This window comes from Acidisoma sibiricum, assembly GCF_057837225.1.
In genome coordinates this window covers 1,097,467-1,122,902 of sequence record NZ_CM174445.1, presented here as the reverse complement: position 1 = coordinate 1,122,902, position 25,436 = coordinate 1,097,467, and the positions used below count along the sequence as shown (strand labels likewise).

Annotated in this window: 24 protein-coding genes; 18 read left to right on the top strand and 6 right to left on the bottom strand. The window is 64.4% G+C overall.

What is annotated here, in order from left to right; all coding sequences use genetic code 11:
* Nucleotides 1-2: 2 nt before the first annotated feature.
* Both AC3G7M_RS05430 and cydD read right to left on the bottom strand, forming a co-directional pair.
* Complete coding sequence (locus AC3G7M_RS05430; RefSeq protein WP_489214689.1) at nucleotides 3-1,664, bottom strand: amino acid ABC transporter ATP-binding/permease protein; 1,662 nt, start codon at nucleotides 1,662-1,664, stop codon at nucleotides 3-5.
* A complete protein-coding gene (cydD, locus tag AC3G7M_RS05425) occupies nucleotides 1,664-3,343 on the bottom strand; it encodes a thiol reductant ABC exporter subunit CydD (protein ID WP_489214688.1) in 1,680 nt (559 codons plus the stop codon). Before cydD ends, AC3G7M_RS05430 begins: the two co-directional genes overlap by 1 nt.
* A gap of 139 nt (nucleotides 3,344-3,482) precedes the next feature.
* Between cydD and AC3G7M_RS05420 the strand changes: the two genes are divergently transcribed.
* From AC3G7M_RS05420 to AC3G7M_RS05410, 3 genes are read left to right on the top strand one after another with little or no spacing between them, the layout of a single operon-like run.
* Nucleotides 3,483-5,093, top strand: a complete 1,611-nt coding sequence (locus AC3G7M_RS05420; RefSeq protein WP_489214687.1) for a cytochrome ubiquinol oxidase subunit I — start codon at nucleotides 3,483-3,485, stop codon at nucleotides 5,091-5,093.
* Nucleotides 5,094-5,123: 30 nt separating this feature from the next.
* Nucleotides 5,124-6,260 (top strand): cytochrome d ubiquinol oxidase subunit II, encoded by a 1,137-nt coding sequence (gene cydB / locus AC3G7M_RS05415; RefSeq protein ID WP_489214686.1) that lies wholly within the window; start codon nucleotides 5,124-5,126, stop codon nucleotides 6,258-6,260.
* A 32-nt stretch (nucleotides 6,261-6,292) separates the two neighbouring features.
* Nucleotides 6,293-6,499, top strand: a complete 207-nt coding sequence (locus AC3G7M_RS05410) for a hypothetical protein (RefSeq protein ID WP_489214685.1) — start codon at nucleotides 6,293-6,295, stop codon at nucleotides 6,497-6,499.
* Nucleotides 6,500-6,770: 271 nt separating this feature from the next.
* Here AC3G7M_RS05410 and AC3G7M_RS05405 read toward each other — a convergent pair whose 3' ends face one another.
* Nucleotides 6,771-7,217, bottom strand: coding sequence for a hypothetical protein (locus AC3G7M_RS05405; RefSeq protein WP_489214684.1), 447 nt, complete (start codon nucleotides 7,215-7,217; stop codon nucleotides 6,771-6,773).
* Nucleotides 7,218-7,430: 213 nt separating this feature from the next.
* Here AC3G7M_RS05405 and AC3G7M_RS05400 point away from each other — a divergent pair, with 213 nt between their 5' ends.
* The 8 genes from AC3G7M_RS05400 (at nucleotide 7,431) to AC3G7M_RS05365 (ending at nucleotide 15,569) form a co-directional block, all read left to right on the top strand.
* Nucleotides 7,431-8,162, top strand: coding sequence for a Crp/Fnr family transcriptional regulator (locus AC3G7M_RS05400; protein ID WP_489214683.1), 732 nt, complete (start codon nucleotides 7,431-7,433; stop codon nucleotides 8,160-8,162).
* Nucleotides 8,163-8,278: 116 nt separating this feature from the next.
* Nucleotides 8,279-8,530 (top strand): helix-turn-helix domain-containing protein, encoded by a 252-nt coding sequence (locus tag AC3G7M_RS05395; RefSeq protein WP_489214682.1) that lies wholly within the window; start codon nucleotides 8,279-8,281, stop codon nucleotides 8,528-8,530.
* 41 nt (nucleotides 8,531-8,571) lie between these two features.
* A complete protein-coding gene (gene hyfB, locus AC3G7M_RS05390; RefSeq protein WP_489214681.1) occupies nucleotides 8,572-10,569 on the top strand; it encodes a hydrogenase 4 subunit B in 1,998 nt (665 codons plus the stop codon).
* The gene (locus AC3G7M_RS05385; protein ID WP_489214680.1) at nucleotides 10,566-11,540 is read left to right on the top strand and encodes a respiratory chain complex I subunit 1 family protein; all 975 of its coding nucleotides are present in this window, start codon (nucleotides 10,566-10,568) and stop codon (nucleotides 11,538-11,540) included. Before hyfB ends, AC3G7M_RS05385 begins: the two co-directional genes overlap by 4 nt.
* A complete protein-coding gene (locus AC3G7M_RS05380) occupies nucleotides 11,540-12,202 on the top strand; it encodes a hydrogenase-4 component E (protein ID WP_489214679.1) in 663 nt (220 codons plus the stop codon). Before AC3G7M_RS05385 ends, AC3G7M_RS05380 begins: the two co-directional genes overlap by 1 nt.
* Entirely contained in the window at nucleotides 12,199-13,644 is a 1,446-nt protein-coding gene (locus AC3G7M_RS05375) for a hydrogenase 4 subunit F (RefSeq protein ID WP_489214678.1), read from the top strand. The genes AC3G7M_RS05380 and AC3G7M_RS05375 overlap by 4 nt, the downstream gene beginning before the upstream one ends.
* Complete coding sequence (locus AC3G7M_RS05370; RefSeq protein ID WP_489214677.1) at nucleotides 13,641-15,053, top strand: hydrogenase large subunit; 1,413 nt, start codon at nucleotides 13,641-13,643, stop codon at nucleotides 15,051-15,053. The genes AC3G7M_RS05375 and AC3G7M_RS05370 overlap by 4 nt, the downstream gene beginning before the upstream one ends.
* Nucleotides 15,054-15,062: 9 nt before the next feature.
* Complete coding sequence (locus AC3G7M_RS05365) at nucleotides 15,063-15,569, top strand: NADH-quinone oxidoreductase subunit B family protein (protein ID WP_489214676.1); 507 nt, start codon at nucleotides 15,063-15,065, stop codon at nucleotides 15,567-15,569.
* A 7-nt stretch (nucleotides 15,570-15,576) separates the two neighbouring features.
* Here the strand turns inward: AC3G7M_RS05365 and AC3G7M_RS05360 are convergent, their stop codons facing one another.
* Complete coding sequence (locus AC3G7M_RS05360) at nucleotides 15,577-16,728, bottom strand: TDT family transporter (RefSeq protein ID WP_489214675.1); 1,152 nt, start codon at nucleotides 16,726-16,728, stop codon at nucleotides 15,577-15,579.
* A 178-nt stretch (nucleotides 16,729-16,906) separates the two neighbouring features.
* Between AC3G7M_RS05360 and AC3G7M_RS05355 the strand changes: the two genes are divergently transcribed.
* The 7 genes from AC3G7M_RS05355 (at nucleotide 16,907) to AC3G7M_RS05325 (ending at nucleotide 23,666) form a co-directional block, all read left to right on the top strand.
* Nucleotides 16,907-17,314, top strand: a complete 408-nt coding sequence (locus AC3G7M_RS05355; protein WP_489215966.1) for a response regulator — start codon at nucleotides 16,907-16,909, stop codon at nucleotides 17,312-17,314.
* A 179-nt stretch (nucleotides 17,315-17,493) separates the two neighbouring features.
* The gene (locus tag AC3G7M_RS05350) at nucleotides 17,494-18,642 is read left to right on the top strand and encodes a branched-chain amino acid ABC transporter substrate-binding protein (protein WP_489214674.1); all 1,149 of its coding nucleotides are present in this window, start codon (nucleotides 17,494-17,496) and stop codon (nucleotides 18,640-18,642) included.
* Between the two features lie 36 nt (nucleotides 18,643-18,678).
* A complete protein-coding gene (locus AC3G7M_RS05345) occupies nucleotides 18,679-19,578 on the top strand; it encodes a branched-chain amino acid ABC transporter permease (RefSeq protein WP_489214673.1) in 900 nt (299 codons plus the stop codon).
* A 19-nt stretch (nucleotides 19,579-19,597) separates the two neighbouring features.
* The gene (locus AC3G7M_RS05340) at nucleotides 19,598-21,415 is read left to right on the top strand and encodes a branched-chain amino acid ABC transporter ATP-binding protein/permease (protein WP_489214672.1); all 1,818 of its coding nucleotides are present in this window, start codon (nucleotides 19,598-19,600) and stop codon (nucleotides 21,413-21,415) included.
* A complete protein-coding gene (locus AC3G7M_RS05335; protein WP_489214671.1) occupies nucleotides 21,412-22,137 on the top strand; it encodes an ABC transporter ATP-binding protein in 726 nt (241 codons plus the stop codon). Before AC3G7M_RS05340 ends, AC3G7M_RS05335 begins: the two co-directional genes overlap by 4 nt.
* Nucleotides 22,138-22,243: 106 nt before the next feature.
* Nucleotides 22,244-22,723, top strand: coding sequence for a CinA family protein (locus AC3G7M_RS05330; protein WP_489214670.1), 480 nt, complete (start codon nucleotides 22,244-22,246; stop codon nucleotides 22,721-22,723).
* Between the two features lie 145 nt (nucleotides 22,724-22,868).
* The gene (locus AC3G7M_RS05325) at nucleotides 22,869-23,666 is read left to right on the top strand and encodes a PIN domain-containing protein (protein ID WP_489214669.1); all 798 of its coding nucleotides are present in this window, start codon (nucleotides 22,869-22,871) and stop codon (nucleotides 23,664-23,666) included.
* A gap of 250 nt (nucleotides 23,667-23,916) precedes the next feature.
* Here the strand turns inward: AC3G7M_RS05325 and AC3G7M_RS05320 are convergent, their stop codons facing one another.
* Both AC3G7M_RS05320 and AC3G7M_RS05315 read right to left on the bottom strand, forming a co-directional pair.
* On the bottom strand, nucleotides 23,917-24,150 hold the full coding sequence (locus AC3G7M_RS05320; protein ID WP_489214668.1) for an HVO_A0114 family putative DNA-binding protein: 234 nt from the start codon (nucleotides 24,148-24,150) through the stop codon (nucleotides 23,917-23,919).
* Between the two features lie 260 nt (nucleotides 24,151-24,410).
* The gene (locus AC3G7M_RS05315; RefSeq protein WP_489214667.1) at nucleotides 24,411-25,307 is read right to left on the bottom strand and encodes an AraC family transcriptional regulator; all 897 of its coding nucleotides are present in this window, start codon (nucleotides 25,305-25,307) and stop codon (nucleotides 24,411-24,413) included.
* Nucleotides 25,308-25,436: the final 129 nt, after the last annotated feature.

The window sequence follows — 25,436 nt, the reverse complement described above, 5'->3', positions numbered from 1 at the left end:
AATCAAATGGCTGGGAGACTATCTAGAGGCTGATCGCCCAGGCGGGAAGGACCCAGAACCTCGGCTCCTCTTTCGTGAAGAGTGACGAGGGAGGTGCAGAGCGCCAGCGGTGCCGGGCGATGCGAGACGATGATGGCGCCCTGCCCGCTGGCTGCCAGCCGGGCCTGCAGCCGTTCCACCACCAGATGCTCGGTCGCGGCATCGAGCCCGGCCGTCGGCTCGTCCAGCAGCAGCCAGGGTGCCGGCCGCAGATAGGCGCGGGCGAGGCTGAGGCGCCGCCGCTCCCCACCCGACAGCAGGGCGCCGTTTTCGCCGATCCAGCTGTCCAGCCCCTGCGGCAAAGCGCGCACGGTATCGGCCAAAGCCGCATCCTCCAGCACCTGCCACAGGTCTGCGTCAGTCGCCTCGGCCGGGGCCGCGAGCGCCAGATTGTCACGCACCGAACCCGCCAGCAGGGCGGCATCCTGCGGCGCATAGGCGAACGCGCTGCGGAGGGCGGCAGGGTCGATCGCCGGCAGCGGCACGCCGTCAAGCAAGATCATCCCCGCATCATCCGTGCGTAGCCCGACCAAGCGGTCGAGCAGGGAAGTCTTGCCGATGCCCGAACGGCCGGTCAGGCCGACGATACTGCCGGGCAGCAGACGCGCCCTCTGGCGCAGCAGGAGGATTTCGGGCCGCGCGGTCAGCCGGGCGCTATCCGGGCCGCGCGGCGGCGGACGGTCAAGCAAGCTATCAAGCCGGCGAGCGGCTTCCGCCCAGCTGCCCTGGGCCTCCAGGCCGCGCAGAAAGGGCGCGGCGCAATCGACGGTCATGGCCGCCCCAAGCGCCGCCATGGCGGCGAAGGGCAGCGGCTGATGGATGCTCAGTGCCAGCACCAGCATGGCGGCGGTGCCGGCAGCCGCACCTTGCAGCAGGGCGAACCAGCCGCCCCAGGCGGTGAGGGCCTTCTGAGCGCGCAGCAGCACTTCGCCCTCCCGCGCGATCTCCCGCGCCGCCCAATCCTCCAGCCCATAGGCGCGGAGTTCGGACGCGGCCGAGACCAGCGCGGCATAGCGGTCCTTCAGCCGGGCGGTGGCCTGCTGCACGTCGCGCCCGACTTCGGCCGAGAGCCGCGCCAGAACCCGGCCGATGCCGAGCGTGACACCGAGCACCGCAAGCACCGCCAGCGCCGGGGCCAGCCCGGCCGGCAGCAGCATACCGAGACCGGCGACGACGCCCGCGGCCAGGCCCCAGGGCACGGGAATGCGCACGAAACGCGCTTCCAGCACATCGACATCCTGGACCATGCGGCTGGAGGCATCGCCCACCGACAGGCGCAGCGCGCGTGCGACCGGCGCGGCGAGGATGCCGGCGAACAGCGCCGGGCGCAGACGCGACAAGGCGCCCAGCGCCGCGTCATGGCCGATGACACGCTCGGCATAGCGGCCGCCGGTGCGCAGGATGGCGCAGAGCCGGATGATGGCGGCCGGCAGCACGTAGTTGAAGGCGCCCGCAATCAAAGGCCCGGCCAGGCCCGCGATGGCAGCCGCGCTGAGGAACCAGGCCGAGACGCCGAGCAGCAGGACCGAGCCGGCAGCAACCGCCATGGCAGAGAGCGAGGCGAGCAGCAGCCAGAATCGCTGCCGCTTCTTCTCTGCCGCGATGAGTTGGGCGAGCACCGTCATCACTCTGCCTCCAGCCGGACGATGCGATCGGCGATGGCCGCCAGCCGCGGCGAATGCGTCGCGATCAGCACCGTGCGGCCACGTGCTGCGCGCGCAATGGCCGCGACCAGGGCATCCTCGCTCGCCGCATCGACATGCGCGGTCGGCTCATCCAGCAGCAGCAAGGGCGCGGGATTAAGAAAGAAGCGGGCCAGGGCGATGCGCTGACGCTCGCCGCCTGACAGGCCGCTGCCGCGTTCATCGATGACGGTCTGCAACCCGTCCGCGCGGGTCGCGAGCATGGCGCAGAGCCCGGCTTCGCGGGCGGCCGCCAGCATCTCCGCCGATGTCGCGTCGGGCCGGACAAGGCCGATATTGCGGGCGAGCGTGCCGGCGGTGATGAGCGGGGACTGCCCGACCCACCCGACCGCGCCGGCGACGCTGACGGAGGGGCCCAGCGCCTGACCGTCAATGCTGATGGTGCCGCCCGAGGGCGCGACCAGGCCGAGGATGAGGTTGAGGACGGAGGTCTTGCCGGCGCCGCTGGGACCCAGCAGCGCCACCGTCTGGCCGGGCGCGATATCGAGGGTGAACGTGTCCAGCACCGCCCGGTCATGGCCGGGATAGCGGAGAGAGACCGCATCGAAGCGGATGGCGGGTGGTGCGGCCAGGACCAGCGGTGCCGCGGGCGGAGGCGCCGCCTGATCCGCGATCGCCATCAGCCCGTCGGCCGCGGTCTCAGCCGCCTGACGGTCATGATAGGCGGCGGCCAGCCTGCGCATCGGCAGGTAGAATTCCGGCGCGAGCGCCAGGATGAAGAAGGCGCGGGCGAGATCGAGATGCCCGAAATGGAAGGGCGTGATGAAAGCCGGCAGCAGGCCGAGCAGGTTGAAGCCGGCATAGACGGCGACGAGCGCGACGGCGAGGGCCGCAAAAAACTCCAGCCCCGCCGAACTGATGAAGGCGATGCGCAGCACCGCCATGGTGCGGGACTTCAGCTCCCCCGCCGCTTCCGCGAGGCGCGCGGTTTCCGCCACTTCGGCCTGGAAGACGAGGATCAGCGGCAGGGCGCGGATGCGGTCTGCGAAGATCGCGCCGAGGCGCATCATGGATTGGAACTGCGCTTCCGCCTGATCGGCCGCCGCCGTGCCGGCCAGGATCATCAGGAAGATGAAGGGCAGCAGTGTCGCGGTGAGGATGGCCGCACCGATCGGGCTTGCGACCGCCGTCGCGACCAGCACGACCATGATGCCGGCCACTGCCGCGCGGGCCGGCTGAAAGCGGGCGATATAGCCGTCCAGCGTTTCCACCCGGTCGATGGCAGCCGTCATCAGCGCACCCGTCGCCGGCCGCTGGCCAAGCGGGAGGGCGAAACTATGCCGGGTCATGCGGTCGCGCAGGATGGATTTGGCGCGGCGCGCGGCTTCCGCGCCCAGCGTGACCGAGGCCAGGCCGCAGAGGCCGCGGGCTGCGGCACTGACGATGCCGAGGGCGAGCCACGGCCAGGCGGCGGCAAATCCACCGGGCAGTGCCGTCAGCCCATAGGCAAGGGCGGCCGCAAAACCCACCGCCGCCACGCTGTCCAGGGTCAGCATCAGGCCGGCCAGACGGCTGATACCGCCGCCGGAGCGGCCGATATCGGTGAGCCAGGCGCGTCGCCGCGCCTTCATGAGCTGAAGATTGAGGTCAGATCGCGCCATATCCGCATCATGGCATGGGGCCCATGAAACGCATTGACGCAGATCAAGGCGCGCGCGCGGGCCCCTGCCTAAGCTTGCGTTACGATCTGCTGCCCAACCGCGGCAGCCGCAGCAATGCGCTTAGTAACTGGAGCATGAGATGGACCTCAGCGTCGTTGACCTGTCGCGATTACAATTCGCGCTGACTGCCCTTTATCACTTCCAGTTCGTGCCGCTGACGCTCGGCATGACATTTCTGCTCGCCGCGATGGAGACCGTCTACGTCATCACCGGCAAGCAGATCTACAAGGACATGACGCAGTTCTGGGGCAAGCTTTTCGGCATCAACTTCGCCATCGGCGTCGCCACCGGCCTGACCATGGAATTTGAATTCGGGACCAATTGGTCGATGTATTCGCATTTCGTGGGCGACGTCTTCGGCGCGCCGCTGGCCATTGAAGGGCTGATGGCCTTCTTCATGGAATCGACCTTCGTCGGCCTCATGTTCTTCGGCTGGAACCGGTTGAGCAAAGGCGGCCATCTGGCCGTGACCTATCTGGTGGCGCTCGGCTCCAACCTCTCGGCGCTGTGGATTCTCATCGCCAACGGCTTCATGCAGGACCCGGTCGGCGCCAGCTTCAACCCTGACACGATGCGCATGGAGTTCAACAACATTGCGTCGCTGATCTTCAGCGAAGATGCGCAGGCAAAATTTGTCCATACGACGATCGCCGGTTTCGTCACCGGTGCGATCTTCGTCATGGGCATCAGCGCCTATTACCTGCTCCGCGGCCGCCACCGGGAATTTGCCGCGCGCTCCTTCCGCATGGCGGCACTGTTCGGCGTCATCTCCTCGCTGGCCGTGGTGACGCTGGGCGATGCGCTGGGCCGTCTGGATTATCTGGTGCAGCCGACCAAGCTCGCCGCCATGGAGGGCATCTGGCACACGACCACGCCGCCGGCCGCCCCCTGGACCGCCTTCGCGATCCCCGATGACGTGGCGCAGAAGAATTACGCCGAAATCAACATCCCCTATGTTCTGGGCCCGCTGGTGGCACATTCCTTCAACTCCGCCATCCCCGGCATCCTCGATCTGGAACAGAAAGCGAAGCAGAACACCGTCGATGGCATCAAGGCCGTAATGGCGCTGCACGACTATTCCTCGACCAAAAGCGCTGCCTCCCTCGCGACCTTCAAGCAGTATGAACAGAATATGGGCTATGGCTTCCTCGCCCAGCGCTATGCCCCGGATCAGGATCTGTCCAAGCTGACAGCGGCGAATATGCCGGCGGTGCTGGACCACGCAGCGCGCGACACCATCCCGAACGTCTTCGTTGAATTCTGGTCTTTCCGCCTGATGGTGGCCTTCGGCTTCGCCTTCGTCGTGGTCTTCGCCTTTGCCGCCTATTTCAGCCTGCGCAACGAGCTGGAGCGCCACCGCTGGGTGCTGCGGGCCTCGATGTGGGCGATCCCGCTGCCCATCATTGCCTGCGAATATGGCTGGATCGTTGCGGAAAACGGCCGCCAGCCCTGGACCGTCTATGGCTGGCTGCCGACCTACCTGTCCGCATCCACCCATACGGTCGGCTATATGATCTTCTCGCTGATCGGCTTCGTCCTGCTCTACAGCCTGTTCATCGCGGCTGAACTCTACCTGCTGTTCAAGTTCGCCCGCCTGGGTCCCACCGAGCATGCGACGCCCAAGATCCCGCGGGATAGCGGCGTGCCGAGCTTTGCCCGGGCCGGCTACGCAGACAAGTCCTGGCAGTAAGCGGCACAGCAGGCGTTAGGAAAACAAGTCATGGAACTCTACGCGATCCTGAAACTGATCTGGGCAGGGCTGCTCGGTATCCTGCTCATCGGCCTCGCCGTCATGGTGGGCATGGATATGGGCGTGGGCACCCTGCTGCGCTTCGTGGGCAAGAATGACGCTGAGCGCCGCACCGCGCTCAATATCATCGGGCCGCATTGGGACGGCAACCAGGTGTGGTTCATCCTGGGCGGCGGCGCGATCTTCGCGGCCTTCCCGACGCTGTATGCCACCTCCTTCTCGATCTTCTACGTCGTCATGATCCTGCTGCTCTTCAGCATGATCATGCGTCCTGTCGCCTTTGAATACCGCTCCAAGGCCGGGGGCGCCTGGCGCACCAGCTGGGACTGGGCCTTTCTCATCTCGGGCGCGCTGCCGATGATCATCTATGGTGCGGCCTTCGGCAATGTGCTGCAGGGGGTGGGCTTCCACTTCGACTGGACGGGTCAGTACCACCAGGACGAAAGCTTCATCTGGTATCTGCTCAATCCCTTCGCGATCCTCTGCGGCGTGCTCTCGCTGGCGCTCTCGGTCCAGCAGGGCGGGGCGATGCTGATGATTCGCGGCGAGGAACCGATCTATGGCCGCGCCCGCAGCTTCGCCTGGATCGCGGGTCTGGTCGCGGCCGTGCTGTTTGTCATCGGCGGGGTCTGGATCAGGTTTATCCGCGGCTTCGTCTATACCGGGATCGTCAATCCGAATATGGAATCGACGCCCTTGGGCGGCCCGGCCGTCATCACCCAGGCCGGCGCCTGGCTGCATAATTTCCAGACCATCCCCGCGCTATGGGCGCTGCCGGCGCTGGGCGTGGCCGCCATGGTGCTCGCATCCCTGTCGATCCGCGCCAATAAGCCGATCCTCGGCTGGTGGCTGGGCGCGCTCGCCTGGGCCGGCACTATCGGCACCACGGGTGTGGCCATGTTCCCCTTCCTGATGCCGTCCTCCAGCAACCCGGCGCAGAGCCTGACCATCTGGAACGCCTCCAGCAGCGCCTATACGCTGGGTTGGATGGTCATCTTCGCGGCCATCTTCGTCCCCGCCATCCTTTGCTACACCTCCTGGTGCTATCGCGTGATGCGCGGCAAGGTCCGGGTTGATGACGTGGCCCATGACGAACATTCCTACTGACGCGTGCTGCCACATTGTGAGGGACGAATGATATGACACGCTTTCTGCAAATGATCGGCCTCGCTGCAGCGCTGACCCTGTCTCTGCTGTTTGCGGTGGTCGCCGGTGACTACGCACCCTGGTATTTCGCCTGGCTGGTGGGCACGGTGATGATCGTGCTGATTGCCGCCGCCGGCGCGGTGATGTTTGAAACCCAGGAAGACGGCCGGGCCAGGGCGCGCGGCGACACAACCTTCTGAAGACGGAGACCGATCCATGATGGCCGACAAGCTGGCGGGATTCATCCTCGTCATTCCCGTGATCTACCTGTGTTTCTATCTCATCGCCTGGCAACTCGTGCGCCGCAAATTTCCCTGATGATCGAGAATGTCAGATGGGATCGGACACGCACCCCCCATACCGTCATGCCCGGCTTATGCCGGGCATGACGGTTGTTGAAGTGCCGCCGCCAGACGCACAAACACCCGCGCCCCCAGGGACGCGGGTGTTTGTATCTGGACGGTGGAAGGACTAGCGGAGCCGGACGCCGGTACAGCTTTTGGTCAGCATCAGACCATCACGATTATGGCCGGCGCCCCCCAGATCCTCGGCGATCTTCGGATCTCTGTCATGCAGGATGGAGCGGATGGCGGCGCAGCCGAACCGCTTGGCCAGTTCATCCAGGGCCATGGCGAGCGCCGCCAGAACCGCATGCGGGTAGAGCAGGTCGACCGCGATGAAATGCTCGGCCGTGAGCACGGAGCCGAGGCGCAGGTCACGATCCAGCCGATAGCAGACGGCGCCACAGGGCATGGCATGGCCACGCCGGCGCGCGACGACGATGCCTTCTTTCGCGCGCGGACCGCTACGCGCAACACGCCGGGCATAGCGGTCCCATTGCGGCCACAGCAGCCCCGGTTCCACGGCGCGGACCAGCGGGAAGAGCGGCCGAATATCGGCCGCTGCAATCGATTCCACCGCAATCTCGTTTTGGACCCGTGACATCATCAGGACAAACTAGCGATTGCACCTGCGATGGATTTGACCTGGATCAAGCAACCGTGACATTTTCAAAATGCTTTTTTGCGATCAGGAGACTGAGCTTGTTTGCGTCTGCCGCCGTATTGGCTGTAAGTTGCGCTTTGGCAGCCGGTTGGCCTCCAAGGTCACTCTGCCTATAAGGTAGACCTTATGCATCGCCCCCGATCCATTCTGCTCGCCCCTCATCATGAGCCTGACACCTGCGCCTCCTGCTCGGCGCGGGGTTATAGCGTCTGCAGCGTGATGGAGGACGAGGATCTGTCGCGCCTGGCCGCCGCCGCGGTGGCACGGGATTTTGCCAAAGGCGAAACCTTCATCGAAGAGGGCGACTCCGCAAGCGACTTCTTCAATGTCACGCGCGGCACCGTGAAGCTCTACAAGCTGATGCCGGACGGCCGCCAGCAGGTGACGGGCTTCGCCGGGCCGGGGCATTTTCTGGGGCTTGCCGTCTCCAGCACCTATGCGTTCAGCGCGGAAGCCATTGAACAGACGCGGGTCTGCCGCTTTTCCCGCCCCAAGCTGCGGGAACTGCTGCACGACTTTCCGGCGCTGGAGGAACGTCTGCTCCAGACCGCCTGCAATGAACTGGTCGCCGCCCAGGAACAGATGCTGCTGCTGGGCCGCAAAACCGCCCGCGAACGCGTGGCGAGCTTCCTGATTGCGCGACTGGAATCGACCATTCCCTGCCGACCGCCGACCGATACCATCGACCTGCCCATGACGCGCAGCGAAATCGCGGATTATCTCGGCCTCACGATCGAGACGGTGAGCCGCACCTTGAGCAAATTCAAAGCCGAAAAGCGGATCACCACCCCTTCCAATGCCGAGGTGGTGGTACTTGACCGCCCCTGGCTCAGCAGCATCGCCGCGGGGCTTCACTAAACCGTCCCGATCACATCTATACCTCGCGGCGGGAGCATGCTTTTTCCTTATTGAAATATGACAACTGATGTTTTAAACATCAGCTACATTGTTTTCAGGGAAGAGGCCGGCCCGCTATGATCACCGCCGCCCAGATGCGCGCCGCCCGCGCTTTGCTTGATCTCGATCAGCGCGCCCTGGCCGAGCGGACGGGGCTGTCATTGCCCACCATTCAACGCATGGAAGGCAGTGACGGCGTCATCCGCGGCAATGTGGATTCGCTTATGAAGCTGATCGCGGGACTTGAAGAGGCCGGCATCATCCTGATCGGCGACGGCGCCAGCAGCGCGGCCGGCGGCCGCGGCGTGCGGCTTAGGGAAAAATCATGATCAGGCTGGCATAAAGAGGCAGACGGGATGGAGCGCCAGCCATGATCCTGTTCGCGCTTCTGTGCGTTCTGGCCCTGATCGCCCTGGCCGGACTGGCGACGGTGCTGCCCGCTGGCCGCGCCACGCCCATCACCTATGGCGGGACGGCGCTGATCTGCGCTCTGCTCCTGGTGCTGTCGCTGGGCGCGATGCTGCGCGTGCCGGAAAGCCTGACACTGCCTCTGGGCCCGCCGGGCATGGCGACGCAATTCCTGCTCGACCCGCTGTCGGCTGGCTTCCTGAGCCTGATCAACCTCGGCGGATTCGGCGCCAGCCTGTACGCCATCGGCTATGGCCGGCATGAAGCCGAACCGCGCCGGGTTTTGCCCTTCTTTCCGCTTTTCCTGGCCGCCATGAGCCTCGTCACCCTGGCCGCCGACGCCTACGGGTTTCTGTTTGCCTGGGAAATGATGTCCCTCGCCTCCTGGGCCTTGGTCATGTCCGACAACCGGGCGAGCCAGACGGCGGCGGCCGGGTATCTGTATCTGCTGATGGCGAGCGGCGGCACGCTGGCGCTGGTGCTGGCCTTCGGCCTGCTCGGCAGCTTTGCCGGCAGCACCGGTTTCGCCGCGATTGCCGCCCATCCGCCGCCGGCCGGCGTGGCCGCTGCCGTGCTGGTGCTGGTCATGATTGGCACCGGGTCGAAGGCCGGGCTGGTGCCGCTGCATGCCTGGCTGCCCTTGGCCCATCCCGCCGCCCCCAGCCATGTCTCCGCCCTGATGAGCGGCGTCATGACCAAGGTCGCGATCTATGCCTTCATCCGCATCACCTTCGACCTACTGGGTCCGCCCGCCTGGTGGTGGGGCACGCCTGCTTTAGTGCTGGGCGGCATCACCGCCGTGTTGGGCATGCTCTACGCGCTGATGGAAACCGATCTGAAACGGATTCTGGCCTATAGTACCATCGAGAATGTCGGGCTGATCTTCACCGCTCTTGGCCTCTCGCTGTCCTTCAAGGCCAGCGGCCTGCCGGCTGCCGCCGCCACGGCACTGGTCGCCGCCCTGTTCCACGCCGCCAACCACATGCTGTTCAAGAGCGTGCTGTTCTTCGGTGCCGGCGCGGTTGTGAGTGCCACAGGCGAGCGCAATATCGAGAAGCTGGGCGGGCTCATTCACGGCATGCCGCGATCCGCGGCCGCCTTCCTGGTGGCCAGCCTGGCGATTGCCGCGCTGCCGCCCTTGAACGGCTTTGCCTCGGAATGGCTGGTCTTTCAAAGCATCCTGCTCAGCCCGCATCTGGGCCGCATGGCGCTGCGCCTGCTGGTGCCGGCAGTGGGCGTGCTGCTGGCGCTGGCCGCGGCGCTGGCCGCCGCCTGCTTCGTGCGGGCCTTCGGCGTGACCTATCTCGGCCGCCCACGGTCGGAGGCCGCCGCCACGGCCCGCGAGACCGATCGCTGGTCGGTGGGGGCGATGATCGGGGGCGCCGGTCTCTGCGTCCTCGCCGGGCTGTTTCCGGGCTTCGTCATCGACTGGCTGCGGCCGGTGACGGACAGCCTGCTGCACAGCCATATGCCGTCCCAATCCACCATATCCTGGCTATCCATCGCGCCGATCTCGGCCAGCCGCAGCTCCTATAACGGGCTGATCATCGCGGCCTTCCTGCTGGCAGCGGCGAGCCTGACCTCGGCGCTGATCCACCGCTTCGCCTCCCGCGTCATCCGCCGCGCGCCGGCCTGGAATTGCGGCTTCCCGGACGCCAATCCGATGACGCAATATTCCGCGACCAGCCTGGCCCAGCCCATCCGCCGCGTCTTCGGCACGCTGGTCTTCAATGCCCAAAGCCGTGTCACCATGCCGCCGCCTGGCGATACCGCGCCTGCCCGCATCCGCCAGAGCAGCCGCGATCCGATCTGGGTCTTTGCCTATGCCCCCCTGGGCCGCGCCGTGCAGATTGCCGCGACCAGGCTCAACCATCTCCAGTTTCTGACCATCCGCAGCTATCTCAGCTTCGTTTTCGCGACCCTCATTCTGCTGCTCGTTCTGCTGACGGTGTGGGGATGAGCGCGGCGGCCTATGTGATCCGCGAAGCCTGGGAGCTGCTGGCACAGCTGTGCCAGGTGGCGCTGGTGGTCGCCATCGCCCCCGGAGTCACCGGCCTGATCCGCAAGATGAAGGCCCGCCTGCAGCGCCGCCGCGGCCCCCCGATCTGGCAGCCCTATCGTGACCTGCGACGGCTGCTGGGCAAGGATGCGGTCGTCGCAGAAGGCACGTCCTGGCTGTTCCGGGCCGCCCCTTACGCCGTCTTCGCGACGACCTGGGTGGCCGCCGCCCTGGTGCCGACCTTCAAAACCCAGCTCATGTTCAGCTGGTCGGGCGATCTGATCGCAATCGTCGCGCTGTTGGGCCTCGCCCGCTTCCTGCAGGCGACGGCCGCGATTGACAGCGGCACCGCCTTCGGCGGCATCGGCGCCAGCCGGGAAATCATGATCGCGTCCCTCGCCGAACCCGCCATGATCATGGTCGTGTTTACCCTGTCCCTGGTTGCCGGGTCGACGCAGCTGTCCACGGTCGCGCATTTCATGAATACCGCGGGCGAGCTGCGCCTGCCGCTGGCCATGGCGCTGCTCGGCCTCATCATCGTGGCGCTGGCGGAAAACACGCGCATCCCGATCGACAATCCGGCGACCCATCTTGAGCTGACCATGGTGCATGAGGCGATGCTGCTGGAATATTCCGGCCGTCATTTGGCGATGATGGACCTCGCCGCCTCCCTGCGCATGGTGCTGTATATTTCGCTTATCATCTGCATCTTCGTGCCGATCGGCATCGTGACGCAGGACCTGTCCCCGGGCGCGGATATCGTCGCCGTCATCCTCTATCTCGGCAAAGTGGCCATCGCCTGCCTGCTGCTCGCGATTTTTGAAATGGCGACCGCCAAGATGCGTCTGTTCCGGGTGCCTAACCTGCTTGGCATCGCGCTGATGCTGGGCCTGCTGGGCACGCTGCTGCTGTTCGTCTCGGGGGAGATGTAATGGAACCCCTGTCGCTCGACCTTGCGCATCTGTTTGCCGGCGCGCTGGTTCTGGTCAGCTTCATGATGCTGTATCAGGACCGGCTGCTGCCGCTGATCCGCACGCTGTCGCTGCATTCCCTGCTGCTGGGCCTGTCCGTCGGCTGGCAGGCGCATATCCAGCAGGCACCGGAGCTGTATGTCACGGCCGTTCTCGCCATCGGCCTGAAATGCATCCTCATTCCCATCGCGCTGCAGCGCATGGTGCGCAAGCTCGACATCCATCGCGAGATTGAGGGCGTCATCGGCACCGGCATCCCGATGCTGATCGGCATCGGCCTTGTGGCCCTCTCGATGGATCTGATGTTCCAGGTGGCCGCCAATGCCAGCGTGCTGGTGCGGGAGGATGTGGCGCTCGCCCTCTCGGTCGTATTGCTCGGCCTGCTGATGATGGTGACGCGGCGCAATGCCGTCAGTCAGGTGATCGGCTTCATGTCATTGGAGAACGGCCTGATTCTGGCAGGCACCGGCGCGCGCGGCATGCCGCTGATCGTGGAGATCAGCGTCGCCTTTTCCGTGCTCATCGCCTTCATCGTCATCGGCGTCTATCTGTTCCGCATCCGTGAGCGGTTCGATACCGTCGACTTGCAGGCGCTGGACCATTTCCGGGGCGACCATCCATGAGCGCCGCCGCCTCCCCGCTCGCCGGCATTCTGCTGACGCCGCTGATCGCGGCCCTGCTGCTGGCCTGCCTGCCCTATCACCGCCTGTCGGCCAGGCTGAACATCCTTGCCAGCGGCGTGAGCTTTCTCTTCGGCCTCCTGCTGATCGGGCATCATCCCAGCACCACAGTGCTGCTGATCGCCGACCCGATGAGCATCGCCTTCATCCTGCTCAATACCTTCATCGGCTTCACCAGCAGCATTTTCAGTGCCCGCTATGTGAGCCATGAACTGGCGACCGGGCGGCTGACGCCGACCTCGCTGCGCCTGTATCACGCCATGTTCCAGCTCATGATGCTGGCGATCAACCTGGCGCTCTGCGCCAATAATATCGGCCTGATCTGGGTCGCGGTGGAGCTGGCAACGCTCAGCACCGTCATGATGGTGGGCATCTACCGCACCCATGCGGCGCTGGAAGCAGCCTGGAAATATTTCATCCTCGGCAGCGTCGGCATCGGCCTTGCTCTGTTCGGGACGATCCTCGTCTATCTCGCCGCCGTCAATGTCATCGGCGAGGGCATGGCGTCGATGGAATGGAGCAATCTGGTGCAGCATGCGGGCGCGCTGGATGCGCCGCTGCTCAACGTCGCCTTCGTCTTTCTGCTGCTGGGCTATGGCACCAAGATGGGTCTGGTGCCAATGCATGCCTGGCTGCCGGATGCCCATGCCGAAGGACCCACGCCGGTCTCGGCCGTGCTGTCGGGTCTGCTGCTCAACGCCGCCCTTTATGCGCTGCTACGCTTCAAGATGATCATGACCGCGAATGCCGCCACCATTCCGGTGGGCGCCCTGATGATGGGTTTCGGCCTGCTCTCGGTCTTTTTCGCGGCGTTGATGCTGTATCGCCGCGGCGATATCAAACGCCTGTTCGCCTATTCCTCGATCGAGCAGATGGGGCTGATCACCTTCGCCTTCGGCCTCGGCGGCCCCTGGGGCAATTTCGCCGGCCTGCTGCAGGTGGCGCTGCACAGCCTGACGAAATCGGCGATCTTCTTTGCCGTGGGCCAGATCGTGCAGATCAAGGGCTCGCAGAAACTCTCCGACATAAAGGGCCTGACCAGCAGTCACCCGGCGCTTGGCTGGCTGCTGGTGGCGGGCGTCATCGCCATTGCCGGCCTGCCGCCCTTTGGCCTGTTCATGAGCGAGTTTCTGCTGCTGAGCACAAGCTTTGCCCATATTCCGGTGCTGACACTGCTGGCGGCGATCGGCCTGCTGCTGGCCTTCGGCGCCTTGCTGCTGCGCCTGAACGGCGTCGCTTTCGGCGTGCCGACGGCGGATGCGGCCGTACTCCGCCCCAGCTACGGACCCATCGTGGCGCATCTGGCCTGCGCGCTGCTGCTGGGCCTCTATATTCCGGCGGGTCTGGCCGTTTGGCTGCAGACCGTCGCGGCGATGCTGAAATGACGCAGCCCCTGCAAGAGGTCACGCCCGATCTGTGGGTGGCCGCGACCGAAGCCTTGGCCGATGGCGCTTTAACGCTGATCGCCCTGTGGGCCGAGCCGGGTGCCATCTGCATGGCCATCGCCGACGAAGGACCCGTGCAGGTGGTGCGCGTGCTGCGTCTGACCGCGCCCGATGGGCTGTATCCCTCGGTCGGGCAATACCATCCGCCTGCCATCCGGCTGGAGCGGGCCGCAGCCGATCTCTATGGCGTCATCCCGCAGGGACTGCCGGATCGGCGGCCCTGGCTGCGCCATGACGGCGCCTATGCCTTTCTGCCCGTGGAGGGCGATAACCTGCATCAGGTGCCGGTCGGCCCCGTGCATGCCGGCATCATCGAACCCGGTCATTTCCGCTTCACCGCCGATGGCGAGACGGTGGTGCGGCTGGAAGCGCGGCTGGGCTATGCGCATAAGGGCGTGGAGGGGTTGATGGCGGGTGCGCCGCTGGACCGCGCCGCGCGCCTGGCCGGCCGCGTCTCCGGCGATTCCACCGTCGCCTACGCGCTGGCCTTTGCGCAAGCCGCGGAAGCGGCAACCGGCCACGCCCCCCCGCCACGCGCCATCTGGCTGCGCGCGCTGATGGCCGAGATGGAGCGCCTCGCCAATCATCTTGGCGATGTCGGCGCCATCTGCAATGACGCGGCCTTTCCCATTATGCTCGCCAATTGCGCGGTGCTGCGCGAACTGGTGCTGCGCGAGGCGGACGCGAGCTTCGGCCACCGGCTGATGATGGACCGCATCATTCCGGGCGGCGTCGCCCGCGACCTCGACCGGCGCGGACGGGAGCGGATCAAGGCCCTGGTGCCGGACCTGCGCCGCCGCTTCCGCCCGCTGGTGGCGCTGTATGAGAAGACCGCCTCCGTGCTCGACCGCACCGTCGGCACCGGCATTCTGACGCCGGAACTCGCCACCCAGTTCGGCGCCGGTGGCTTTATCGGCCGCGCCGCAGGACGGGCGCAGGATGCGCGCCGCAGCCCCGGCTATGCGCCCTATGACCGGCTCGCATTCGAGGTGCCGGTTCTGACCCAGGGTGACGTGCATGCGCGGCTGTGGCTGCGCGTGCTGGAGATTGAGCAGTCCCTGCTTCTGATCGAGCAGATTCTGGCCCGCCTGCCGGACGGACCGGTGATCCAGCCGCTGCCCGCCGGCCCGGCCGGGGCCACGGGCTTTGCCCTGGTCGAAGGGTTTCGCGGCGATGTCTTCGTCTGGCTGCGCCTGGGCGAGGACGGCACCATCGACCGCTGCCATCTGCGCGATCCGTCCTGGTTTCAATGGCCGCTGCTGGAAGCGGTGATCGAAAACAACATCATCGCCGACTTCCCGCTGTGCAATAAGTCCTTCAACTGCAGCTATTCCGGCGTCGATCTGTGAAAGGCCGTGATGCGCAAGACCCTGTTTGAAAGCCTGACCCACCGGCCCTTCACCGAAAAACTGCCCGCGCAGGACCCGGAACTGGCGGCGCTGGCGCGCCATCTGGATTCGGCGGTGCAGCGCCGGCTGGGCCGGAGCCTCGCCATTCGCGTGGTCGATGCCGGGTCCTGCAACGGCTGCGAGCTGGAGCTGAACGCGCTGAGCAACCCGTTCTATGATCTGGAGCGTTTCGGCCTCAAAATCGTCGCGTCTCCGCGCCATGCCGATGTGCTGCTGGTGACGGGACCGGTGACGCGGAATATGGAAGCGGCGCTGCGCATCACCTTCGATGCGATGCCAGGGCCGAAATGGGTTCTGGCCTGCGGCGATTGCGCGGCCTGCGGCGGCCTCTTTGCCGGCGGCCCCGCCGTGCTGGGCGGGGCGCATGCCGTGGTACCGGTCGATCGTGTCATCCCCGGCTGCCCGCCCGCGCCTGTCGATCTGCTGCGCGGGCTGGTATCGCTGATGGCCGGGTGATCTCCGTCTAAACCTGATCGGCGAAAATATCCCCCGGAATGGACCCATGCGCCCGGCAGGGCGAGACGAAAAGCGTGCGCTGGCAGGCGCCGATGGTGGTCTTGACCGCAATCAGGGTCCAGAGGGCGGCCAGCAGCAGCACCAGGCCGCAGCCGATGACGGAAAACAGCGCCAGTCCGGTCTGATGGGCGAGCGCCAGGGTCGCGACGCTGTAGACGCCGAGCGGAAAGGTGAAGCCCCACCAGCCGAGATTGAAGGGCATGCCCTCGCGCCGTAGGTAGCGGAGCGTCGTCAGCACGGCCAGCAGGAACCACCAGACGCCGTAACCCCAGAGTGCGAGGCCGCCGATGAGGCCGATGCCGCGCGCGACCTGCCCGATATCGCCGAGGCCGAGCCCGGCGAAGTTGCGCGGCGCGTCGGCGCCCAGCAGCAGCAAAGCCAGCGCCCCGGTGCCGATCGGCCCCAGCGCCAGGCAGCCTGACGCCGCCATGTCCCGGTTGGGCAGCTTATGCAGCACCAGGCGCAGGAACAGGATGACCAGCAGGCTCATCGCCAGGGGCACCGAAAACGCCCAGAGCGCATACCCCAAAGCGAGGATCGTCAGCGCCTGGCTGCCCGCTGCCAGATGCGGCAGCAACTGCCCGGCGCTGGCGGCCGCCACCTCACTGGCGACAATCGGCAGCAGCCAGACCGCCGTCATCTTCTCCAGACTGTGCTCATGGCGGGTGAACATGAGGAAGGGCACGGCAATGCCACAGAGCACCGCCATGGCGGCGTCGATCCACCACAGTGCCGTCGCGATGCCGATGGCGGCCGGCGCGCCGAACATGGGAATGCCGAAGGCAATAAAACCATTGATGATGGTGGCAAGGCCCATAGGAATGGCGCCGAAGAACATGGACATCACGGCATGGCCGAAGATGCGCCGCGCCTCCTGCGGGAACAGCATCCAGCGCGCCGCGTAGAGGGTGCTGAAGGTCACGAAAAGCAGGATATTGAGCAGCCACAGGCCGGTGCCCAAGGCATGGAGCCCCGCTTGCGCGAAGGGCAGATGGTTCAGCGCGAGTGCGGTGATGCCGGTGCCCATGGTCACGGTGAACCAGTTGGGCGTGAACTCCCGGATGATGGCGACAAGTCCCGCCTGAGAAGCTGTCCGCACGATCGGTCTCCTGACATTGCCCGTGTGGCGGCCAAACTGGACCTCAGAAACCAATCTTTCCAATAGATTTTATAATGACATTCAATCTTATTTAAAGAATGATTTGAGCGGCCCTTGCGCCATCTTGCACAAGGCTGCGTCTCTCCCACATAAAACGTTCAGGATTTGTGTGAGTAAGATGCCCGCTGCCGACCTGTCGCTGGAGAGTAAGCCGAAGCCGCAGACCGTGCTCGTCGTCGAAGACGAGGTTCTGGTGCGTATGGTCATCGCAGACTACCTGCGCGAATGCGGCTATCACGTGGTCGAAGCCGGCAGCGCGGCCGAGGCGATTATCGTCCTGGAATCGCCCGAACCGGTGGATATCGTCTTCAGCGACGTGCAGATGCCGGGCGAGATGGACGGGTTCGGCCTGGCCCGCTGGGTCCGCCAGAACAGGCCCAATCTGAAGATGCTGCTGACCTCGGGCAATGCGCGCGCCGCCGATACGGCCGGGGATCTGTGCGAGGAAGGGCCGCTGGAGGCCAAGCCCTATCACCCGCAAACCGTGCTTGGCCGCATTCAGCGTCTGCTGGCCGGCATAGGCTAGGCGCCCCCGGCTAGGCGCCCCCGGCTAGAGACCCGTCGCGGCAGGGCATGCCGCGCACCGTCACAAACCTTCGACAAACTGGCCTGGGATTTGCATAGTGCAATTCATCTGCGCGGGTTCGCCCGCGCCGTCTGAATGCGCTGTCTGCCATTTCCCTCACCCCGTTGCCGGAGAATTGCATGATCAAGCCGCTTCTTTACGCTGCGCTGCCCGCGATGCTGACATTGGGCGCCGTGGCGGCCTCCGCCGATACCATCAAGATCGGCGTGCCGGTGCCCTTGTCCGGCCCCTATGCCAGTGCCGGCGTCGATGTCCTCAACGCGGCCAAGCTCGCCGCGGCCAAGATCAATGCTGCGGGCGGCGTGCTGGGCAAGCAGATCGAAATTTTGGGCGAGGATGATGCCTGCGACGCGCAGCAGGGCGTGCAGGCGGCCCAGAAGCTGGTCGATGCCGGGGTTGCGGCCGTCGCCGGCGGCTATTGCTCCGGCGCTGCCTTGCCGGAACTCACCGCCCTGCATCGTGCCGGCATCCCCTATATCCTTGATGCCTCCACCAATCCGAAGCTGACCTCGATGGGCTTCGACAATGTGTTCCGCACCATCGGGCGCGACGACCAGCAGGGTCCCTTCGCGGCCGACTTCATTGCCAATTACCTGCATGCCAAAAAGGCCGCCGTCATCGACGACAACACCGTCTATTCCAAGGGCTTGGCGGATAATACCGTCGCCGGCCTGAAGAAGGACGGCGTTGATGTCGTCTATTACGACGCGGTCACGCCCGGCCAGATGGACTATTCGGCGGTGCTGAGCCATGTCGCCTCACTCGGCCCGGATGTCATCGACTATACCGGCTATTTCGCCGAAGCCGGCCTGATGGCCAAGGAAGCAGCGGCCCTGCACCTCAAGCCGCAGATGATGGGCGGCGACGCGACCGACGACCCGACGCTGATCAAGACCGCCGGCAGCGCCGCCAATGGCTGGATTTCGACCTGCGCGCCACTGCCGCAATTCCTGTCGGGTGCGAAGGATTTCGTGACCGATTTCACCAAGACCTACAATGTCGCGCCCGGCCCCTACTCCGTCTATGAATATGATGCGGTCGATATCGCCGTGAAGGCGATCAAGGATGCAGGCTCGGCCGAACCCGCTTCCGTGCTCGCTGCCCTGCACAAGGTGAAGGATTATCCGGGCCTGACCGGCGTCATCACCTTCAACAGCGCCGGTGACCGTACCATCGCCTCCTACATCACCGTCATCGTCAAGAACGAGACCTGGACGGCCTATATGAAGCAAGACCCGAGCGGCAAATGGGTGGCGATGGCACAGTAACGCAGAGATAACGGTGCCGGTCGGGGAGAGACGCTCATGAGCGAATTCATCCAACTCGTGATCGCCGGACTGACGACCGGCTCCTTCTACGCTCTCGTGGCGCTTGGCTACACCATGGTCTACGGCATCGTCCGACTGATCAACTTCGCCCATGGCGATATCTTCATGGTCGGCGCCTTCCTGGGCTGGACGGTGCTGACGGCTTTGGCGGCGACGCATCTGCCCTGGGGGCTCGGCCTTCTCCTCGCCCTGATCATCGCGATGCTACTGACGGGCGGCCTCGGCGTGGTAGTGGAGCGCTTCGCCTATCAGCCCTTGCTGTCGGCGCCGCCGCTCTCCATCCTCATCACCGCGCTCGGCGTCTCGCTGGCGCTGGAAAACGGCGTGCTGCTGATTTTCGGTGCCGGCTTCAATACCTATCCGCAGCTGATCGGCTCGGAAGGGTTCATGATTGCCGGCGCGCGCATCACCGATATTCAGGTCGGCATCATCATCCTGAGCTTCGTGCTGATGGCCGGCCTCTATTTCTTCGTCCATCACACCTTCATCGGCACCGCCATGCGGGCGCTGGCCGTCGATCGCGACGCCGCCCGGCTGATGGGCATCAATGTCGAGCGGGTGATCCAGATCACCTTCTTCCTCGGCTCATCCCTCGCCGCCGTCGCCGGGGTGATGGAGGGCTTGTACTACACCGAAATCAACTTCTTCATGGGCTTCGTCGTGGGGCTCCGCGCCTTCACCGCCGCGGTTCTGGGCGGCATCGGCAATATTCCCGGTGCCATGGCCGGTGGACTGCTCATCGGTCTGCTGGAAGCCTTCAGCGCCGGCTATATCTCCTCCCGCTGGACGGATGTCATCGTCTTCCTGGTGCTGATCGGCACGCTTGTCATCAAGCCCACAGGCTTGTTCGGCGAGCGTGTCGTCGAGCGTATGTAGAACAGGGGGAGCGCATCCGATGAAAACGACCCCTGCTGGCGCCGCCGGCGTGGCCGCCCTGATCGTCGCCGCCTTCCTGCCCTTCCTCTGCGACAATTACGTGGTCGATGTGGCGCTGACCATCGTCACCTACGGCATCCTCGCCCTCGGGCTCAATATCGTGGTGGGCTATGCCGGTCTGCTCGACCTCGGCTATGCCGCCTTCTTCGCGATCGGCGCCTATACCACCGCCCTGCTGGAGACGCTGGCGGGTTTCAACTTCTGGGAGACGATCCCTTTCTCGCTGGTCTTCGCCGGCATTTCCGGCATCATCATCGGCTACCCAACGCTGCGGCTGCGCAGCGACTATCTGGCCATCGTAACGCTGGGCTTTGGCGAAATCGTCCGCATCATCGCGACCAATCTTGATATCACCGGCGGCCCCAACGGCATCTATGGCATCAATCCCGCCAATGTCCTGGGCCATGACCTGACCGCACCCAAAGCCATCTACATGCTGGCACTGGTCTTCATGATTTGCGTGCTCATCCTGGTCATCCGCCTCGGGCAGTCGCGCCTGGGCCGGGCCTGGACCAGCCTGCGCGAAGACGAGAACGCGGCGGAGGCCGTCGGCGTGCCGACACTGCGCGTGAAAATGCTTGCCTATGTCATCGGCGCGCTGATCGGCGGATTGGGCGGCAGCCTGTTTGCCGCGCGCTTCGGCACGATCGACCCGACCTCCTTCACCTATGCCCAATCCGTCAGCATTCTGATCATCGTGGTGCTGGGCGGCCGCGGCAGCATTCCGGGCGTGCTGCTGGGGGCCATCATCGTCGCGGGCCTGCCGGAGGCGCTGCGCTTCCTCAATCTGTGGCGCGAATTCGCCTTCGCCATTGCCCTCATTCTGCTCATGCTGCTGCGCCCGCAGGGCCTGTGGCCGGCGCGGCTGCGCCATATTGCACCCCCATCGGGCGAGGAGGCGCAGGCCATCCCGCAGGCGGACCCGGCGGCGCAGATCGCCGAGACCACGGCGGGCGAGCCCGAGGTGCTGCTGGAGGCGCGCGGCGTCAGCCGGGTCTTCGGCGGGCTGAAGGCGGTGACGGATGTCAGCTTCACCGTCCATCGCGGCGAGATCCTGAGCCTGATCGGCCCGAACGGCGCCGGCAAGACCACGGTCTTCAATTGTCTGACCGGCGTCATTCCGCCGAGCGGGGGTGCGATCATCTGGAACGGCCGTCCGCTGGCGAAGTTGGCACCCCATAAGGTGGTGGCCCGCGGCCTGGCCCGCACCTTTCAGGGCATTCGCCTGTTCGACAATCTGACGGTCTTCGAGAATGTGCTGGTGGGCATGGACCACCGCTTTCATGTCTCGCTCGCCTCCGAATTGATCGCGCTGCCCTATGCCAGGCGGGAGACGCATCTGCACCACGCGGCCGCCCGCCGCTGGCTGGACTTCGTGGGCCTCGCGTCCCAGGCGGGCCTGCGCGCCGGCGACCTGCCTTACGGCGACCAGCGCCGGCTGGAAATTGCCCGGGCGCTCGCCGGGCAGCCGCAACTGCTGCTGCTGGATGAGCCCGCCGCCGGCATGAACCCGACCGAAAAACAGGCATTGATGGGCCTGATCCGCCGCATTCGTGACCTGGGCACCACCGTTCTGCTGATCGAGCATGACATGCTGCTGGTGATGGGCGTGTCGGACCGCGTCATTGTCATGGACCGGGGACAGGTCATCGCCAGCGGCAGCCCGGCCGAGGTGCAGTCCAATCCCCGCGTCATCGAAGCCTATCTGGGCGTCGAGGAGGATGACGAGGCGGACACGGTGGAAATGTCCTCCCTCAGCGCGGGAGCGCTCGCATGACCCTGCTCACCGTCGAAGGGCTGCGCGTGGGCTACGGCAAGGTGGAAGTGCTGCACGGCATCGACCTGACCGTGGCCCCCGGCGAGATCGTCGCCCTGCTGGGCAGCAATGGGGCGGGCAAGACCACCACCCTGCGCGCGCTGTCGGGGCTGGAGCCGGTGCGGGGCGGCACCATTACGCTGAATGGCGCGGGCATCACCAACCTGCCCGCCCATAAGATTGCCGCCCTCGGCCTCGCCCATGTGCCGGAACGGCGGCGGCTGTTTGCACCGCTGTCGGTGGAAGAGAATTTGAAACTCGGCGGCTATCTCATCCGCGGGCAGCATGCCGAGCTGAAGCGCCGGATTGAGACCATGTATGCGCTGTTCCCCCGCCTGCTGGAGCGGCGGCTGCAGCTGGCCGGCACGCTCTCGGGCGGGGAGCAGCAGATGGTGGCGATTGCCCGCGCCCTGATCCTGCAGCCGCGCCTGCTGGTGCTGGACGAGCCGTCGATGGGCCTGGCGCCGCTGGTGGTGCGCGCCATTTTCGGCATCATCAAGCGGCTGCGCGACGAAGGGATGGGCATTCTCCTCGTCGAGCAGAATGCCCGCCAGACGCTGAAGATCGCCGACCGCGCCTATGTGCTCGAAAACGGCGAGATCATGCTGGAAGGCGACGCGGCCACGCTGGCGCAGGATAGGCGGGTGCAGGCGGCCTATCTGGGCGGCGCAGCGGCCGCTTAAGGGCGCTCGTCCCTCTCACACCGTCATGCCCGGGCTTGACCCGCGCATCGTCTTGCCTTGACCTCCACCCCCGCCAGTGCCGAACTGGCGGGAAACGGAGGCTTCCATGGACACCCTGCTGCCTTTGGCCGAGACCGCCGGCCGCAAGCTGCGCGCCCGCGGTGAGACCATTGCCGTGGCCGAATCCTCCTCGGGCGGCCTGATTGCGGCCGCGCTGCTGGCGCAAGCGGGCGCCAGCGCCTATTTCCGCGGCGGCGGCGTCATCTACACCGCCCAGGCGCGATCCGGCCTGCTCGGCCTGCCGACACCCCTGCCCGCGCCTGTGGAACGCGCGTCCACCGAGGCTTATGCCATCCTGCTGGCCGATACCGCGCGGGAGCGGCTGGATGCGACCTGGGGCATGGGTGAGACGGGCGCCACCGGCCCCACGGGCAATCGCTACGGCGACCCCGCCGGCCATTGCTGCATTGCCGTCACCGGCCCTTTCACCAGGGTCATCACGATCAAGACGGGGTCGGACGACCGGGTGGCCAATATGCGGGTCTTTGCGAGACGGGCGCTGGAGTTGTTGGTGGACCTCTTATAAGCATGCAGCAAAAAGAAAAAATTATCTGCCTAAGCGTATCCGCTATTTTTGATGCGAACACGCAACTTTAGTGCATATTGGAACAGCCTAAAATGAAATTGGCATGTAGCGCGAATATAAATCTGCTCAAGAAAACAGGGCTGAAATGACTAGATCTGGCACGAACGAAAAATGGCTCATCTTTGTAGATACAAATATATTGCTAGACTTTTACAGAATGCCAGGTCCCAGCACACGGCGCCAACTTGAATCTTTGGAAAGGCACAAACATATACTTATAACTTCTGACCAAATACGAATGGAGTTTTTAAAGAATCGCCAAAAGGTTATTATAGAAACGATCAAAGGAATCACCAAGCCCGCCAAGATTTCAATTCCAACTATTCTCGGTGACTTTCAACAAGCCAAGATGCTCAGTAAGCATATCGAGGACGCAGTGAAAAGTCATACAGGTGTTAGGAAAAAAATTGACTTAATTTTGAAAAACCCCTCACGCCACGACCCTGTTTTCCAATCGCTTACTAGGATATTTGACTTTGAGAGCAAGTTCAATTTGAGACGCCCGGACACGACACGGTTCGCCATACGAAGCCTTGCACGAAAAAGATTTTTTTTAGGCTATCCGCCTCGGAAATCAGGAGAGACATCTATAGGTGATTCAATAAACTGGGAATGGATCATCCGATGCGCAGAGACTAGCACAGACAACCACCACGTACTAATCGTTTCACGTGACAGTGACTATGGCGTGAACCATGACGGGAAGGCTATTCTTAATGATTGGTTGCGTCGTGAGTTTAAAGATCGAGTAAGCAAAAAGAGAAAAATCGAACTAACCAACAGACTCACTGAAGCACTAAGACTCTTGGAGGAACGAGTCAGTCCGGAAGATGAAAGCGAAGAGACAAAGCTACTCGCAGACAACGATCTACCATCAGATTGATGAGAGCCGAAACTTCACATGAAAGTTTGAAAGATTTAGCATCCAACCAGCGTAGGGCGGATAAGCGGAGCGTCATCCAGCAGTCTCCGGCGAAGAGGCAAGGCGGAAGGCATTACGCTTTTCCGTGCTACGACTTCAGAGGCAGACGGTCGCGTAGATGCCCGGCATGAAGTGCGGCCGGCTAGGCCGGGCATGACGAGGTTTAGGGCACGGTCAGTTGCAGCGCGGCAAAGGCACAAAAACGCTTTGCCTAAAACCGGATCTCAGTCGTGATGCTGTCCGCCGTCATCGTCACGCCGTCCGCTGAGCGGTCAATGAGTCCCGCTTCTTCCAAGGCAGTGACATCATCATGGACACGACGATACTGCCGCGCCAAGGAGCGTGCGAGAGACGAAATAGACGCCTCCGGATGGCTATGCAGATGCCGGAGCAAGCGGTAGCGCTCAGGCGCTCTTTGAGATGTCTTCCATGGCGTGGCCGACACAAATCTTTGTCGTTTGTTCTCGTCTGCACTACTTCGTAGTCATCCGCGCATTTATTGCGCGGATCTACCCGGTTTCGCCAGCTTAATCGGGTAGATGCCCGGCATGAAGCCGGGCATGACGTGGATACGGGCGTAACGCTGAGACAGGTGTGGGTCAGACACCGCACCCGTAACCCCGCGCCGCCTCCCTCACCCAGCGGCGAGGACGACGTCCTTAGCCTTCCACCGCGTGGTCAAAGCTACCCCAGCCCCGCGGCCCATCACGCGACCGCGGCGAATTCCGGCGCGGTCGTGGCGCGGAGGTCTTTGATGTCACGGGCGGGGGGTGCGCCAAACATGCGCGCATATTCGCGGGTGAATTGCGACAGGCTTTCATAGCCCACCGCAAAGGCGACTGAGGCCACATCACCCGGTTTGGCAAAAAGCCGTCTGCGCGCGTCATAAAGCCTGAGATGCTTTTGATACTGGAGCGGGGACAGGCCGGTGCTCGCCTTAAAGGCGCGATGGAAGGCCGACGCACTCATATGGGCACCATGCGCCAGATCTTCGACCCGGAAGGGGATGGCATAATGCGCCCTTATCCAGATCAACGCCTGTCTGATCCTGGCAAAACCACCATCGATGCTTGCGGCCTGGCGCAGAACAGCACCTTGCGGTCCGCGCAGCAGCCGGAACAGAATCTCCCGCTCCAGCAGCGGCGCCATTACCGGAATCGCGTCGGGCTCCTCCTGCAGGCGCAGCAACCGGAGCCAGGCATCCATCAGAGCGTCACTCGCGGGGCTGACGCAAAAGCTGCGGGTGTCGGACATCGGCGCCGGTGCGCACGCGTCACCACGCACCAGATCCGCGACCATGGCCAGATCGAAGGTCAGACGAAGGGCGAGGTATGGAACGGCGGCGCTCGCGGTGATGACGTCAGCACTGGCGGGAAGGTCGACGGAGGCAATAAAGGTGTCTCCCGCGGCGTAGTCCAGAACCTGATGTCCGATCAGCAGCCGCTTCGCGCCTTGCAGGATCAGGCTAACCAAAGGCTGATAGATTTCGGGAAACAGCTTCGTCGGTTCCGAGACCCTGAGGATGTCCAGCCGCGGTATTTGCGTCCGTGTCAAAACAGCTTTGGCCTGCGGCGCGACATAGTTTTTCAGGGTCTGGACCATGTCACTCATCGCGTGACGGTAGTGCCTAGAGCAGGAATAGGCAAATAATAGACCGGAACGGGCACGCGCCCCGATCGGCTGCGGCGTAGATATCCGGTTATCGGCAGCGGCCGAAGCGGCCGCGCATGA